Genomic DNA, 13,759 nt, shown 5'->3' with positions numbered 1-13,759 from the left:
TGGGCAGGGGCAGTGCCGGGGTCGGGTCGTCGTCCGAGGGGAAGAGGTTGATCATGGCGCCCGCCGTGACCAGGCAGAGCAGCGCGAGCCATCGAGTGCCCCGCAGGAGCCGATAGGTGGCACGGTCGAGCTGCTGCTGCATCCAGGACGAGTCGGGCTGGTCGGCCAGTGCGCCCGCGTACAGTTCGGCGGCCTGTGCGGCGTTCACACCCGGGGCCTCGGCGGCCTTCTTCGTCTGGCGGGCAAGGGCTTCGGAGTGAGTGGGGTCGATGCGGAGAATGGCCTCGTCGAGTTGATCGGAGACGGTGCCATTGCCGGCCGCACTGGCGATGCGGTGCGCGACCTCGTGGGCGTAGAGGTCCTCGGGGCCCAGGCGCAATGCCTCCATGGCCAGGTCGGCCGCCTCGCCGGAAACACGATCCATCTCGGCATGACTGATCGTCCCCGAGCCCGTTGTCCGGGCGTGTTTGACGATCGCGGCTCGCCACACGGCGTCCGCCAGCATGGCACGGGGGTATGACTCCTCAGGAGCCACTCGGACCGCCTCGCGCAGCACGGGTTCGACGTTGAGCCAACCCCCCTCGTCCACCATTGCCCGGGCACGCAACATCAGCGCGCCGTAGTCCTCGGGGTCCAGCTTGAGGGCTTCGTCGGCCGCCTCCCTCGCCTGCCGCGGCACCGCCGTGTTGAGATGGCAGTAGCCGATCTTGACCCAGGCGCGTATGTCCCCGGGATCCTCGGCGAGATGGCGGCCCAGCAGTGCCAGAGCCTGGTCATAGCGTTCGAAGTCGATCAGCGCTTGGGCCTGTTCGACGGTCGGGTGCAGCGTGGTCACAGCTTCCGCCTCTTCTTGAGATAGGCGACCAGGTCGTCGTACATACCGCCGTCGTTGGCGTACATCGCCACGTTGCGTGCCGAGGCGAACCACGGCTCCGCCGAGGGCACCGTCTGCTTCGCGGCGCCGAGCAGGTCCTTCATGCCGATCATGCGGACGACACCGGTGCGCACCGAGTCGAGGAGCGCGATTTCCGCCGCGGCCTCGCACAGGTGGGCGAGGTCGGCCCCGGACAGGCCGTCGGTCAGCTTGACGAGCTTACCCAAGTCGACCTTCTCGATCGGGCGTTCGCGCAGGTGGTATCGGAGGATCGTCTCGCGTGCCGGCGCGTCGGGAGGCAGCACGAGGAGCGTGCGGTCGAAGCGGCCAGGGCGGCGCAGCGCGATGTCGACGTCCCAGGGGACATTCGTCGCGGCGAGTACGAAGACGCCCTCGTTGGCGGCGGCGTCGATGCCGTCGAGCTCAGTCAGGAGCTGGTTGACCGTGTTGCGCAAGCCGGCGCTCTGCGTACGGCTGCGCTTGCCGCCGAGAGCGTCCAACTCGTCGAGGAATACGACGCAGGGAGCCTGCCGTCGGGCCGTCTCGAAGAGTTCGTGCATGTTGCGCTCGGAGTTGCCGATCCACATGTCGAGCACGTCGTTGACCGACACGGACAGGAAGCTCGCACCGAGCTCTCCCGCGACGGCACGTGCCACGAAGGTCTTGCCACAGCCGGGAGGTCCGTAGAGGAGGAGGCCGCCGCGCAGGCTCTTGCCGTACAGCTTGCGCAACTCCGGGTTGCGCAACGGCGCCAGGAACGCGGCTTCCAGGCGGTCCTTGACCTCCTGCATGCCGCCTACGTCGGCGAGGCGCACGGTGCCCGGAGCGTCGACGTCCCAGGCAGGGGCTCCGTCGGGGTCGCCGCTGCCGTCGGTGGCCAGGGGCTCTTCCACGAAGCGCGGCGGAATGACGTCTTTGACCTGGTCGGCGGCGGCGCCCCAATTGAAAGTGGGGTCGGGCGCGGGCTCCGTGGGTGGGGTTGCCGGGCCCGGCGGAAGCTCAGAAGGCGGCATTCCCGCGGGCGAGTGCGTACTCATCGCGCGTGTCATCAACGCTTTTGCCTGACTGTCACCCGGCGCGTGCTGCAGCGCGATGGCCACCTGCGTGACCGCGTCGTCCTGCTGCCCGGCATCCAGCAACAGGCCGGCCAAGTGAAGTCGGAGAGGTACGTCACCCGGTGTCGCCTCGACGGCCGTGCGCAAACTCTGTATCAGGGGAGAGACGTCAGACATGTGGCCACTTTACGGACTCACCGTCACGGAGTTTTCGCCGGCCCTTGGCCTGACGAGCCGTGGCCGTTCGGCCTTCGAGAACCACTGAGCTCTTTCAGAATGGCCACTGATCGGGTGACGGGCCGGCGTCCCGCAACGCACGAGGCTCCCGTGCCGTTGAGAGAGGTGTTCGACGTCTCAACTGTAGGTTCCGATTAGAGATGTCACTGTCCAAGTGATTTGTCGTCAACTTGTCAGTCGACACGCTCTGTTCGTTCCCTGCCGGGCCAGGAGCGTTTGTAGCGTCCTACCGCGCGGGTCCGGTCTTCCGTTGGTTTTCCCGGCTTCTCATCCACGTTACTCGTGGTGGTGGTCAGTGTCTTGGTGTCGATGGCATCGGACACGAAGGGGTGGCCATGGCGGTGGAATTGGGCGAAACGGGCACGACAGAAGGCCGGACGGTTCGGGCCATCTACCGGCGGGCTGGTGATCAGCTGGTCGAGGTGGGCTTGGACCGGTTGTCCGTGGAGGAAGTGGCGGCCGGGCAGCCGGTCCGTGAGTTCCGCTGGTACCGGGGCCGCACGCACTACTCGGGCTGGTACCACGCAGCGACGACGGGCCGGTTGGTTGCCTACGAGAGCCGCCTGGAGCTGGCTCGCATTCTGCTGGCCGACTTCGACCGGGACGTCGTGAGCATCGCGGCTCAGCCGTTCCAGCTGATCGGGCCGGACGGTGACCGCCTTCGGCGTCACGTCCCCGATCTGTTCCTTGTCCACTGCGACGGTCTGGTGACCGTCGTGGACGTCAAAGCACCCTCACGCATGAAGGATTCCAAGGTGATCGCGCAGTTCGACTGGACACGCCGGCTGTGTTCGAGCCGCGGCTGGGTCTATGAGACCTGGTCGGGGGCCGAGCCGACGGTGGTGGAGAACGTGCGGTTCCTCGCAGGCTACCGGCGCCGTCACCTGCTGGAGGCTTCCCTGGTGCCCCAGGTGCTGGAGACAGCCCACCAGCAGTCGACGATCGGCGGCATCGAGGCGGCTCTGGCCACGCAGTATCCGGCCGAGGCCGTCCGGCCGGTCGTGCTGCATCTGCTGTGGTGCGGTGATCTTCTCGCAGAGCTGCGGGCCCCGCTCGGTGGCACGACCAGCATCCGGGCGGCGGCATGAACGGGCAGACGGTGCAAGTCTTCGCGGGGGCACGTCTGTTCTTCGACGGCGATGTCATCGAGATCGTGGAACTCGACGGCCTTCGGGTGACGGCACGCAACGAGCGCACGGGTGAGTTCAGCGCGATCCCGCTCGGCCGGCTGGCGGCCGGGGCACGCCCCGGCGAGACCTCCCGGCCGAGTGCCGCGGACGGTGTCGGGGTGCTTTTGGCGAGCCTCTCGGCGGCCCAGCGCACAGCGCTGCGGGAGCGTGCTGACCATGTCCGGGAGGTCCTGAGCGGTTTCCGGGCCGGGCATGCGGACAGCGCCCTGGCGTCCGAGCCGCGGCCGGGGTTCGACCCCGACCTGCCGCTGAAGGACCGCGCCTCGGCGAAGGCCGCCGAGCTGGGTGTTTCGGCGCGCACGTTGTGGCGGTGGCTGAACGCCTACCGGGAGAGCGGTGAGGCCGGTCTCATCGACGCACGGGTGGTGAAGGGCAACGGCTCGCGGGTCGACCCCCGGTGGGAGGAAGCGGTCCGGCGAGTGATGGCGGAGTCGGTGGACGCCTCGACCCCGACCCGTTCGGCTCTGCTGCGGCGGGCGGCGGAACGTCTTGTCACCGAGTACGGCGAGGGCACCGTCCCGGTTCCGGCTCGGAGCACGGCTTATGGCCGGCTCGCCACGCTGGCCAAGGGCACGAACGCGATGTCGGGCAGTGCGAAGGCTCGCCGTTCGATCGCCGCCCGGCCGCAGGGCACCTATGGCCGGCTGCGGGCGACCCGGCCGGGCGAGTACGTGGTCCTGGACACCCAGGACCTGGACATCTACGCCATGGAACCGGTGACCTGTCGCTGGGTTCCTCTCCAGCTCACCGTTGCCCAGGACTTGTTCTCCCGCTGCATCGTCGGGCTGCGGGTGACGGCTTGTTCGACGAAGGCGGTCGATGTCGCCGGGGTGCTGTTCGAGGCGGCCTGCCCGCCGCTCGAGCAAGCGGCCCGGACCGGGCTGGCGCCCTACCACGGCCTCTGGAACGAGGTGGTCTTCACCGAGGAGGGGCTGCGGCCGGGCGGTGGACTGTGTCCGCCCGAGACCCTCGTCATCGATCACGGGCGGGCGTTCATGTCGGCCCACGTCATCGGCGTCTGCACCCGGCTGGGCATGTCCATCCAGCCGGCCCAGCCGAAGAAGCCCACGGACAAGCCGACCGTCGAACGCTTCTTCCGCACCCTGCGGGAGGGGCTGATCCAGCACTTGCCCGCCTACAAAGGGCCGGACGTCCACAGCCGCGGCGAGACGGTCGAGGAGGCCGCGTTCTTCTACATCCACGAGGTCGAGGAGATCATCCGCGAGTGGATCAGCGAGGTCTATCACCGGCGCGAGCACGACGGGCTGGTCATCCCGCAGTGGCCGAAGCTGTCGCTGTCGCCGCTGGAGATGCTGCGCATCGGCCTGGGGCGGGCGGGACGACTGCGCATGCCCGCGGCCCCGGAGCTGGCTCTGAGTTCCTGGCCGTCAAGCCCCGCACCATCCAGCACTACGGCGTCGAGGTTGACGGGCTGCGTTACAACGGGCCGGTGCTGGACGGCTACCGCAACGCACCCAGCCCCTACGGGGGCGCCTTCGGCAAGCAGTGGCCGATCCACGTCAATCCCGACGATGTCCGCTTCGTCTACTTCCAGGACCCGGACGACAGCTCCTGGCACCCGCTTCAGTGGGAGCACGCTCCCGCACTGAGCATGCCGTTCAGCGGCGAGGCCGCCGCCTATGCCCGACGGCTCGCCGCCCGCAAAGGACGGCACATCGACGCCCCGCAGGCCCTTGCGGATCTGCTGGCACGCTGGGATGCAGGCATGGTCACCGACCGGCGCGAGCGCCGCATGGCGGTGCGGCTGTCGGCCGAACGCAGTGCCCTGGTCCTGCCGGTGCTGCCCGAACAGAAAGGCCCTCTCACCCCGCCCGGGCTGCAACTGGTGCCCGAGCTGCCGCCCGGTGACGGCGACGAGGAAGACGAGATCTTCGACGTCCCGGTCGGCGACGACTTCTACGCCGACGCCTTCGAGGTGATCGAGTGAAGCAGCCGAACCAGTTCAGCCTGTCCCGCAAGGAAGGCTGGCGCCGCTTCGCCGACGCCCCCACCCGGCAGCGGCCCGACAGGCTCACCCGCGCCCAGCTCTCCGCCCTCAGTGAGACCGCGGCGGAGGACTACAACGACGCCCGCCACGACTGGCACGCCAACTTCGGCATCGTCAACACCCCACAACTTTCCGCGATTCAGGAGGAGTTGGACCAGATCGTGGCCAGCAACCGGCAGGACGGCGACCGCATCCGATCCGCGGCTGTCATCGACGCCCTGCCCGGACTGGGCAAGACCACCATCGCCAACCTCTACGGCCGCACCTTCGACCGGCAGCAGATGCGCCGCCTGTCCCCGGTGACCGACGGCGGCCACGAACGCATCCCGGTCTTCCGGGTCGGCCTGACCTCCAACACCACCCTGCGCACCCTGAACCGGATGATCTGCGAGTTCTACGGGCATCCGGCCACCGACCGGGCCAACGCCGCGGCCCTGGCCAGCCACGCGCTGGACTGCGTGCTGTCCTGCGAGACCCAGCTCGGGATCATCGACGACATCCACTTCATCGACCTCGACCGCCGTGACGGGCTGGCCGTGTCCAACCACTTGAAGTGGCTGGCCAACGAGCTCCCGGTGACCTTCATCTATGTCGGGGTCGGGCTGGCCGAGCGGCGGTTCTTCGCTGACGGGCTGACCGGGAAGAACACGGTGCTGGCCCAGACCGCCCGCCGCTGGACGCGGCTCGGGGTGGACCCGTTCCGCCTGGGCACCGACCAGGGGCGCACGCATTGGCGGAGCCTGTTGAAGGCCACCGAGTCCCGTCTGGTCCTGGCCGATCACCGGCCGGGCATGCTGGTGCGGCTGGCGGACTACCTTTTCGAACGCACCAGCGGGCACGTTGGGTCGTACTTCACCCTGGTCCTGCGCGGTTGCTATCGCGCGATCCGCACCGGCGCGGAGACCCTCAACCGCACGGTTCTCGACGGCGTCCGGCTGGATGAGGCATCCGAGCAGGCTCGCCAGAAGATGGCCGCCGCCCTGGCCCACGGCACCATGCCCTCCGCACTGGGGGACACGGCATGAGCGAGACACGTGTGCTGCCCTTGCGCGTCGCTCCACTGCCCGGGGAAAGTCTGGACAGCTGGCTGGAGGCCCTGGGCCGCCGCAGTGGCCTGCCGCTGCCGGCCATCATGGACATCCTGCAGCTGCCGCGGGTGTTCACCACCCGTCTGCTGGTCACCCGCCTTCAGCCGCACGTCCTACGGGACCTGGAGTCGGTCACCGGCCTGCCTGCCGGGCGCCTTGATGCGATGGTGTTCAGCGCCGACATGTCCTGGGGCCCGCAGCGTCAGCCCCGCTGCCACTACTGCCCGCAGTGCCTGGCCGAGCGCGAGGGCCACTGGTTGCTGCGCTGGTGGCTGCCCTGGGTGTTCGCCTGCACCACACACCAAGTGCTGCTGCACGATGTCTGCCCCCGTTGCCAGAGCGCCCCGCGGCGCCGCCTGCCCCGCCGAAGCCACCTCCACCCGCCGACCAGTTGCCTGCGCCAGCCCCGCGGCGAACCGGTCTGCGGCACCGACCTGAGCACCACATCCTTGCTGTCCCTCCCGGCTAGGCACGCGTTGCTCCAGGCCCAGGGCTGGATCGACGACCTGCTCAGCCGGGACGATCCCGCCCAGGCCCACACGGTGTTCTCCGACTTGAACGCCTGCACCACCTGGCTGCACCGCACGATCCGCACCACGGATCTCGACGATCTCGGCGCCGTGGTGACCGAGGGCTGGGCCCGGCAGCCGCGCCCGACCCGCCAGACCCGGCTCCAGGCGCTGTCCCCGGCGGTCCGCGGCGTCATCGCCGCCACCGCGCAGCCCATCCTCGCGGGCACGGACGCCGAAGCCATCGACGTCATCCGCCGGCTGCGACAGCGCGAGGACCCCACGGGCTCTCCCCTGCCGCAGGGGATGGACTTCCATCAATGGCCACGCCTGTCCGCTGTTACTCACCGGCGGTTCCTGCAGGCCGCCGACCCGGACATGCGCGCCTTGGACCGGCTACGCCTGCGATCGGCCACGCCCCGCGCCGGTTACCCCGCCGCCGACTCCACCGTGTCGACCGGCCGCATCCGGCATGTTCCCCAACTGCTCTGGCCCACCTGGACAGTCCGGCTCATGCCGCACGTTGGCACGGACGAGGACTACTTCCGGGCCATGGCCAGCGCACTGGTTCTGCTGCCCGGCGAGCCGCAGCGCACCCCGGGGGAGGTCACCGGCCGGCTCCACCCGTATCTGTCGGACACCATGGGCCTGGTGCTGCGGCGGATCACCCGCGCACATCCCGACGTGCTGATCGCGCTCTGCCGGCTCGCCGACCATCTGGACGATCATGGCGGCGCCATCGACTACCAGCGCCGCCGGGATCTCGTCCCCGATCAGCCCATCAGCTACGACACCTGGAAGCAGCTGTGCTTCGCCACCGGCACACAGCCCGGCGACTGTCTCCACCGGGCCGCTCAGACCCGCGGTTCGTCCAGGCTCAGCGCTACCTGCACCAGCTGTTGACCGGATCGGACCTGGCCGACCCCGCGCACCCCCTGGCCTGGCAGTCGGCCCGCGACCGCAGCCGCTACCTCGCCTTCCTTCCCGCCCTCACCCTCGGTCAACGCCATGCCCTGCACGAGCACGCCCGTTGGCTCCTCGAAGGCTGGGTATCACCGAACCCCTCGCCTGGGAACCGCCCGAACAGTGCGCTGCCGGGCTGTCACTGCCCGGCCCGCCGCTCACCGACATCGATCTGGACGCCCTCAGGCGCCTTGTGTTCGGCGAACGACGCACCCCCGGGGAGGCCGCCCAGCACCTGGGCATGACCATCACGCAGGTCCGCTTCGCGCTCGAGCACATCGGCGCCGAGCCGCAGGAATGGACGAGCCGGCACTCGCCACTGGCTGCCTGGCGGCTGCGCGAGCAAGCCCGCGCGATCCTCACGCCCGAGTTCCTGGAACGCGAATACACCCGGCAGGAAAAGACGCTCACCCTGATCGCGAAGGAGACCGGCCTGCCCCGGCACATCGTCGTCGAACAGGCCCGCACGGTCGGCCTGACGATCTACCACTCCCGGCGCCCCCACCCCATCGACGAGGACTGGCTCCGCGAGCAATACCTCACCCACAAGCGCTCCACCTACGACATCGCCCAGGAAGCCGGCACCCAGGACGAGACGATCCGCCGCCGACTCCAGCACCACGGCATCGCCCTACGTCCCCAAGGCGTTCACAGCCGAACCGTCATGACCGCCAAGCTCGACCCCTCCATCCCCCGTGATGTCCGCACGGCCGTCGAAGGCACACTGCACGGCTGGCTCCGGCTGCACCGCTTCCGGATCGCCATGGCCTTCCCGTCCCTGGAAACGGCGGCGAACTACCTCAAGGCCGAGCGCAGCGCCCTCGTGACCCAGTTCCAGCGACTCGAACACGACCTCGGCACCGATCTCTTCCACCGATCCGCCTTCAACAAGCCCCAGCACCCCAGCACACGCGGCCAATCACTGCTACACGACCTCGCACACAAACGGGTACAGGAACTCATGCGCAACGCCCTCAACAGCGACCAGTTCGTCGCCATGCCCGACGAAGACACCCTCGCCCGGGCGATGCAGAGTCTCGTCACCCGCCGACCTCCCGGCCCCCTCAGGCCCTACGACAACATCCCGGTCCCACGCATCCGGGTCCGAGCCGAGACGCTCACACTCCTCCACGATCTCGTCGACCGCGCGCCTGCAGAATTCTTCGGATCCCAGGTCAGCGCAAGGACCGGTCTCAACCAAGGCAGCGTCTCGGACCGCCTCCGCCAGCTCGAACGAGCCGGCTGGCTCAGCAGCAGGCCCGAAGACGACGCCAGCTGGCTCAGCCGCACAACTCCAGGACGCGGCGCGGGACGACGCCGCACCTACTACACGCTCACCGCCGCGGGACGCCGCGCCGCGGAGCACGAACTCCAGCAACGCGCACCCCAGCTCACATCGCTCCCGGCCGCGCCGGCAGGGCGCGATATCGGTCGAACGCCTCACGAGCATCCGGAACGAACTCCCGATGCCGGACCAGGTCCGTCAGTTCGGACTCAGTCAACCAGTCATGCCAAGCGACCTCCGAAGAGTCGGGCCGGACCGGTTCCGTGACGACGACCTCATGCAGACCGAGCCAATACGGGCTGATCACGCCCTCACACAAGAACTTGAACAGGAAACGAGGACGGGCATGAACACCAAGTTCTTCCGCCAACTCCCGCGCAGCAGCATCCTCATACGGCTCGGCCACGTCCACCGCGCCTCCGAGCATCCAGTTGATCTGCCCCGGGAAACGAGTGTCATCATCCGGACGTCGGTGGACAAAGAACCGCCCCGCACGGTCGCGGCACACGATCGTCGCGATGCGATGCAGCCACCGCTGACGAATCGCCTCCCCCCTGTCCACAACAGCCAGCACCTCGTCACGCTCGTCAACCCGCTCAACAAGTTCACCCACGAACCAGTCCTACCGGTTCGCAGCCGCGCCGACACGAGCCAGCACCACGTCGGCCAACTCCTGCGGGGTCAACTCGCCGTCCAGAAACACGGTGTCGCTGGGCAGAGTGTCAGCCGCGGCCATGCACGGCGCAATCTTGTCCTTGCACCAGCGTCGAACCTTCTCGTCCTGCTCAGGGTTGTCCGGGGTGAAGCTCCGGCCGTCGATCCTCTGCTCGAGAACCTCTCGGGAGACCTTGAGGAAGAAGTGGTGGACGTCGATGCCCGCATCCGTCAACGCGCCGAAGATCTCACCGACATAGCCGGGGTTGACCAAGGTCATGGGGACCAGAACCGGACGGCGGTACTCCTCAACCAGCCCTACCGCCAGGTTGGCGACCTGCCGCCGCCACAGCCGAAGGTCCTGGAAGTCGCCGGTCGGCACCTCCACGATCTCCCGCAGCACATAGCCGACCATCTCCGGGTCATAGACCAGGGCCTCAGGCCATCGCGGACGCAGCTCGTCTATCAGCGTGCTCTTCCCGCTGCCGAACGCACCGTTCACCCAGACGATCAACGCGATCCTCCCCGCCCCGGTTGCCAGGCCCGCACATCGAGCCCGGCGCGTCGGGTCAGCATGCCGCGCAAATTACATCAGGGCGAACGCCATTGCAGATCATGCCCGAAAGATCGCCAAGTGGGTCCGGATCCCGCCGCCGAACTGGGTCACCTCACGTTGTCGAAGCCACCCCACGAGCCCTGCGTCCTCGGGCAGATCCGCCCGAGCCCCGCATCCAGCCCGAAGAAACCGACAGCCCGGCTGGACAAACCCACCGCCAGATCATCGAGACAACCACGCAAGGTCGCAGGTCACCGCAGCGCCCGCTGACAAACCCGATCGGAACCTACAGGCCCCGGGCGGCGTTGTCGCCGGCACGGGCCGAGGTGAAGAGGTGCGGTCGTGGAGGGCGGTCGCCTACGCGGCGACAGGCTCTGCGGGGCTTCGGCCGGACGATCTTTCACGCAGGCAATAGGTGAGGCCCGGGGACACTGCCACGCCCCGCACAACGCGCCCGGCCGTGCCGGCATTCCCCGCCACGGTGACCGGCCGGGCGGGCCCCCGTCCCGGCTCGGGGGAAACACGGAACGGGAGCCCTGCCTTCATGTTCCCCGCACCGAGGCCGTATGGATGCGTTCCGCGCTACGCGGCCTGCGCGCCGCCGTCTTCTTCTGAGTCTTCTTGGCCGCCGTCTTCTTCGCGCTCTTCTTGGCGGCCGTCTTCTTCTTCGGCTGCGCCAGGTCGTGGACGTCGGCGCCGGCTTCGTCGGTCTCGCCGCGGGAGGCCTGCGCCTTGCGCACCGACTCCTGCAGCGCGGCCATCAGGTCCAGGACCTGGCCCTGCTCCTTCGGCTCCGGCGCCTCCGGGAGCGGTTTGTCCCCCCGCTGGGACGCGATGATCTTCGCTATGGCCTCGGTGTAGGAGTCGTGGAACTCCTCCCCCTCCAAGTCCTCGCGGGTCATGGTCTCCATCAGCGCCAGCGCGCCCTCGATCTCGTCCTCGGACACCTCCACCGTCGGCGGCAGCAGCTCGGTGGGGTCGCGGATCTCGTCCGGCCAGCGCATCGCGTGCAAAACGATCGCATCCCCGCGCACCCTGAGCAGGCCCAGGCGCTCGCGGCCCGACCAGGCGTACTTGGCGACCGCGACCTTCGCCGACCGCTCCAGCGCCTGGCGCAGCAGCTTGTACGGTTTCGCCGCGACCTGCCCGGCGGGCTGCAGGTAGTAGCCCTCCGCGATCCGGATCGGGTCCACCGACTCCAGCGGCACGAAGGCCTCGATCTCGATCGCCTTGGCCGTCGGCAGCGGAAGGTCGCGCAGTTCCTCGTCAGTGATCGGGATGACCTGGGTCTTCGTGAGCTCGTAGCCCTTGCCGATCTCCGCTTGGGAGACTTCGCGGTCCTCGATCTCGCACATCTTGCGGGTGCGGATCCGGCCCATGTCCTGTAGGTGGTACTGGTGGAAGTGGATGCTGTGGTCCTCGGTCGCGCTGACCACGTTGATCGGCACCGTGACCAGGCCGAAGCTGATCGGACCAAATCGTTCGGGGCACCGCACACCTCCACCACCGTGAGCCCCGAGCACCTCCAGCCTACGAACCCGAGCAGACCCCGGCACAGAGGAGGCCGCCGAACGTGAAGCGGCGCGCGACCGCACCACCGGGTCGCGCGCCGCCGACATGTCACGCCGTGGGGCGATCACCCCCTGGCATGGCCCTGCGGGAGGGCCGGTGGGTCAGCGACGGAAGTCGCCGTGGTGGTGACGGCGGTGGCCCCAGGACTCGTCGTCGACGAAGCGGCCTCGGTCGTTGCGCAGGGTGGCGGTGTCGTGGTCGTTGTCCCACACGTAGGCGCGGCGGTCCTGGTAGAGGTCGGTGCGGGTGTCGCGGCCCTCACCGGTGTGGATCCGGACGGTGGCGCGGCCGGCCAGGCGGTAGTGTTCGAAGGTATAGGTGTGGCCGGACTCGTCCTCGAGGGTCCAACCGTCGAGGTTGACCGCGTGGCGGGTGGTGTTGGTGAGCTCCACCCACTCCTTGTTCAGCGAGCGGTTGGAGCGGTCGTCGCGTCCCGGGGAGTCGGCCTGGACGGCGGAGATCTCCACTCCTTTCCCGGGCCGGACGGTGGTCGGCCGCGGACGCCGGCAGCGCCGCCACCGAGACGAGGGCGCCGGCCGCGAGCGCGGCGGCGGCCAGACGTCGGGCGGTGACGGAAGCAGAAGCGGACATGAAGTCCCCCAGATGGTGCGGGCACCCTCTCCCGTGGCTTTCAGGACCGTCGGGAAGTCGGTGCGGTGTGCGGGTGGCGGCCGGGCTGGCCGCACACACACTCTGTCCCCTTCGGTAGTGAGTTGGGATGGAAACAGGAGCTGTGTTACTTGTTGCCCGTGTTTCTGCGACTCTCGCTTGTATCGTCCATTTATGTTGGCGATGTACGAGGTTGACGGCATGCAGCCTGGGGCCCCTTGCGAGAGTTGGCCGGGGCCCGCTCTCTCCGCGCCGGGTGCTGCGGGTACGCCCGGCCCATCACCCGAAAGTGAGTAACAACTCCGGTACCGCGACAGCGGCAAACGAAGTCAGAGTCTGTTGCGGCTCTCAGGACTGGGTGCCTGGAAGGCCTTCGGGATGACTTGTGACCGTGCTCAGGGCGTTGCGCGTGCGGTCGCACCCCTCTGTGGCGAGAGCAGGGTGATGGGCGACGTCGTAGTCGCGGGGCGAAGCGGTTGGCCTCGAGAGCCGAGCCGGACATCTTGTGCAGCCAGAACCCGTATGCCACCGACTCCATCTGCTCTGGCGACAGGTACAGCACGTGCCGGCTTGTGCCCGACTCTCGCCGGGCCCCGCGCACCCGCTCCGCCAGCCCCTCGGCTGGCGCCACCCGCAGCTGGCCCGTGAGGGCGACGAACAGGCGCAGCGCGGTCATCTGCGCCGGGATCAGTTCCACCCGTCGCAGCCCCGGCCCGGGCTCGTCCGGCACGGGCTGGGGGCGCAGACGGCTGTAGAGGAGAAGGTCGTGGCCGCACGGCGTCGGACGCGCCGCCCACCGCACGGCCCGCCCCTCCCACGCCGACAGCTCCGCGCGGTCTTCTCGGTCCGCCAACTCCACCAGGCCTCGCGTGGTGAGGTTGAACACGCGCTGCTTGACCTGCCGAAGGTCTTGGTCCAAGGCCCAGCCGTGACCAGCCGCTTGCTGCCGGTCGGCCACCATTGCCAGCACCGCGGCGGCGCTGTCTTCGTACGTCATCCGTACCCCTGCTCCCGGGCGACGAGAGTGCCCGCGCGTGCTGCCTTGCAGGCACTGGTCTGGCCGTTAAGCATCGCGGTGATGTCGGGCTGACTTGGGTTCTCGTCGTCGGCAGCCATGCGGTGACTGTAGAGACCGAACGCAGGAGTCGCTACAGGATTC

The 13,759-nt window shown here is 68.8% G+C and carries 14 protein-coding genes and 1 pseudogene; 5 read left to right on the top strand and 10 right to left on the bottom strand.

The window, feature by feature from the left end:
• On the bottom strand, positions 1–835 hold an 835-nt coding region (locus ACZ7DE_RS38700), incomplete at its 3' end, for a tetratricopeptide repeat protein (RefSeq protein WP_470769077.1).
• Positions 832–2,106: an ATP-binding protein gene (locus tag ACZ7DE_RS38695; RefSeq protein ID WP_470769076.1), complete on the bottom strand. Its 1,275-nt coding sequence runs from the start codon at positions 2,104–2,106 to the stop codon at positions 832–834. The genes ACZ7DE_RS38700 and ACZ7DE_RS38695, both read right to left, overlap by 4 nt.
• Positions 2,107–2,501: 395 nt before the next feature.
• Here ACZ7DE_RS38695 and ACZ7DE_RS38690 point away from each other — a divergent pair, with 395 nt between their 5' ends.
• The 5 genes from ACZ7DE_RS38690 to ACZ7DE_RS38670 are packed head-to-tail and all read left to right on the top strand — an operon-like array spanning position 2,502 to position 7,864.
• Entirely contained in the window at positions 2,502–3,254 is a 753-nt protein-coding gene (locus ACZ7DE_RS38690; RefSeq protein WP_470769080.1) for a TnsA-like heteromeric transposase endonuclease subunit, read from the top strand.
• Positions 3,251–4,966 carry a helix-turn-helix domain-containing protein gene (locus tag ACZ7DE_RS38685; protein ID WP_470769075.1) on the top strand — a complete coding sequence of 572 codons (1,716 nt, stop codon included), beginning with the start codon at positions 3,251–3,253 and terminating at the stop codon, positions 4,964–4,966. Before ACZ7DE_RS38690 ends, ACZ7DE_RS38685 begins: the two co-directional genes overlap by 4 nt.
• A 2-nt stretch (positions 4,967–4,968) precedes the next feature.
• Positions 4,969–5,304, top strand: coding sequence for a hypothetical protein (locus ACZ7DE_RS38680; protein ID WP_470769074.1), 336 nt, complete (start codon positions 4,969–4,971; stop codon positions 5,302–5,304).
• On the top strand, positions 5,301–6,389 hold the full coding sequence (locus ACZ7DE_RS38675) for an AAA family ATPase (protein WP_470769073.1): 1,089 nt from the start codon (positions 5,301–5,303) through the stop codon (positions 6,387–6,389). Before ACZ7DE_RS38680 ends, ACZ7DE_RS38675 begins: the two co-directional genes overlap by 4 nt.
• Positions 6,386–7,864: a TniQ family protein gene (locus ACZ7DE_RS38670; protein ID WP_470769072.1), complete on the top strand. Its 1,479-nt coding sequence runs from the start codon at positions 6,386–6,388 to the stop codon at positions 7,862–7,864. Before ACZ7DE_RS38675 ends, ACZ7DE_RS38670 begins: the two co-directional genes overlap by 4 nt.
• Positions 7,865–8,063: 199 nt before the next feature.
• On the opposite strand, the gene ACZ7DE_RS38665 is transcribed toward ACZ7DE_RS38670, so the two are convergent.
• The 8 genes and pseudogenes from ACZ7DE_RS38665 to ACZ7DE_RS38630 form a co-directional block, all read right to left on the bottom strand.
• Positions 8,064–8,546, bottom strand: coding sequence for a hypothetical protein (locus ACZ7DE_RS38665; RefSeq protein WP_470769071.1), 483 nt, complete (start codon positions 8,544–8,546; stop codon positions 8,064–8,066).
• A 9-nt stretch (positions 8,547–8,555) separates the two neighbouring features.
• The gene (locus ACZ7DE_RS38660; protein ID WP_470769070.1) at positions 8,556–8,798 is read right to left on the bottom strand and encodes a hypothetical protein; all 243 of its coding nucleotides are present in this window, start codon (positions 8,796–8,798) and stop codon (positions 8,556–8,558) included.
• 517 nt (positions 8,799–9,315) lie between these two features.
• A complete protein-coding gene (locus ACZ7DE_RS38655) occupies positions 9,316–9,822 on the bottom strand; it encodes an NUDIX hydrolase (protein ID WP_470769069.1) in 507 nt (168 codons plus the stop codon).
• 9 nt (positions 9,823–9,831) lie between these two features.
• Positions 9,832–10,377, bottom strand: a complete 546-nt coding sequence (locus ACZ7DE_RS38650) for a P-loop nucleotide/nucleoside kinase family protein (RefSeq protein WP_251100348.1) — start codon at positions 10,375–10,377, stop codon at positions 9,832–9,834.
• Positions 10,378–10,961: 584 nt separating this feature from the next.
• Positions 10,962–11,867, bottom strand: coding sequence for a non-homologous end joining protein Ku (gene ku, locus ACZ7DE_RS38645; protein ID WP_470769068.1), 906 nt, complete (start codon positions 11,865–11,867; stop codon positions 10,962–10,964).
• A 225-nt stretch (positions 11,868–12,092) separates the two neighbouring features.
• Positions 12,093–12,582, bottom strand: a pseudogene (locus tag ACZ7DE_RS38640) (lamin tail domain-containing protein).
• Between the two features lie 190 nt (positions 12,583–12,772).
• Positions 12,773–13,561 carry a DUF6417 family protein gene (locus ACZ7DE_RS38635; RefSeq protein ID WP_470769079.1) on the bottom strand — a complete coding sequence of 263 codons (789 nt, stop codon included), beginning with the start codon at positions 13,559–13,561 and terminating at the stop codon, positions 12,773–12,775.
• Positions 13,562–13,593: 32 nt separating this feature from the next.
• A complete protein-coding gene (locus ACZ7DE_RS38630; protein ID WP_470769067.1) occupies positions 13,594–13,716 on the bottom strand; it encodes a hypothetical protein in 123 nt (40 codons plus the stop codon).
• Positions 13,717–13,759: the final 43 nt, after the last annotated feature.

The organism is Streptomyces sp. NPDC037083, from assembly GCF_055606485.1.
This window is presented reverse-complemented; position numbering and strand designations above follow the sequence as displayed.

Bases quoted from the DNA above. Each gene is read 5' to 3' on its own strand.
- ACZ7DE_RS38695 (WP_470769076.1), bottom strand. From the start codon at position 2,106: ATGTCTGACGTCTCTCCCCTGATACAGAGTTTGCGCACGGCCGTCGAG.
- ACZ7DE_RS38690 (WP_470769080.1), top strand. From the start codon at position 2,502: ATGGCGGTGGAATTGGGCGAAACGGGCACGACAGAAGGCCGGACGGTT.
- ACZ7DE_RS38685 (WP_470769075.1), top strand. From the start codon at position 3,251: ATGAACGGGCAGACGGTGCAAGTCTTCGCGGGGGCACGTCTGTTCTTC.
- ACZ7DE_RS38680 (WP_470769074.1), top strand. From the start codon at position 4,969: ATGCCGTTCAGCGGCGAGGCCGCCGCCTATGCCCGACGGCTCGCCGCC.
- ACZ7DE_RS38670 (WP_470769072.1), top strand. From the start codon at position 6,386: ATGAGCGAGACACGTGTGCTGCCCTTGCGCGTCGCTCCACTGCCCGGG.
- ACZ7DE_RS38635 (WP_470769079.1), bottom strand. From the start codon at position 13,561: ATGGTGGCCGACCGGCAGCAAGCGGCTGGTCACGGCTGGGCCTTGGAC.
- ACZ7DE_RS38630 (WP_470769067.1), bottom strand. From the start codon at position 13,716: ATGGCTGCCGACGACGAGAACCCAAGTCAGCCCGACATCACCGCGATG.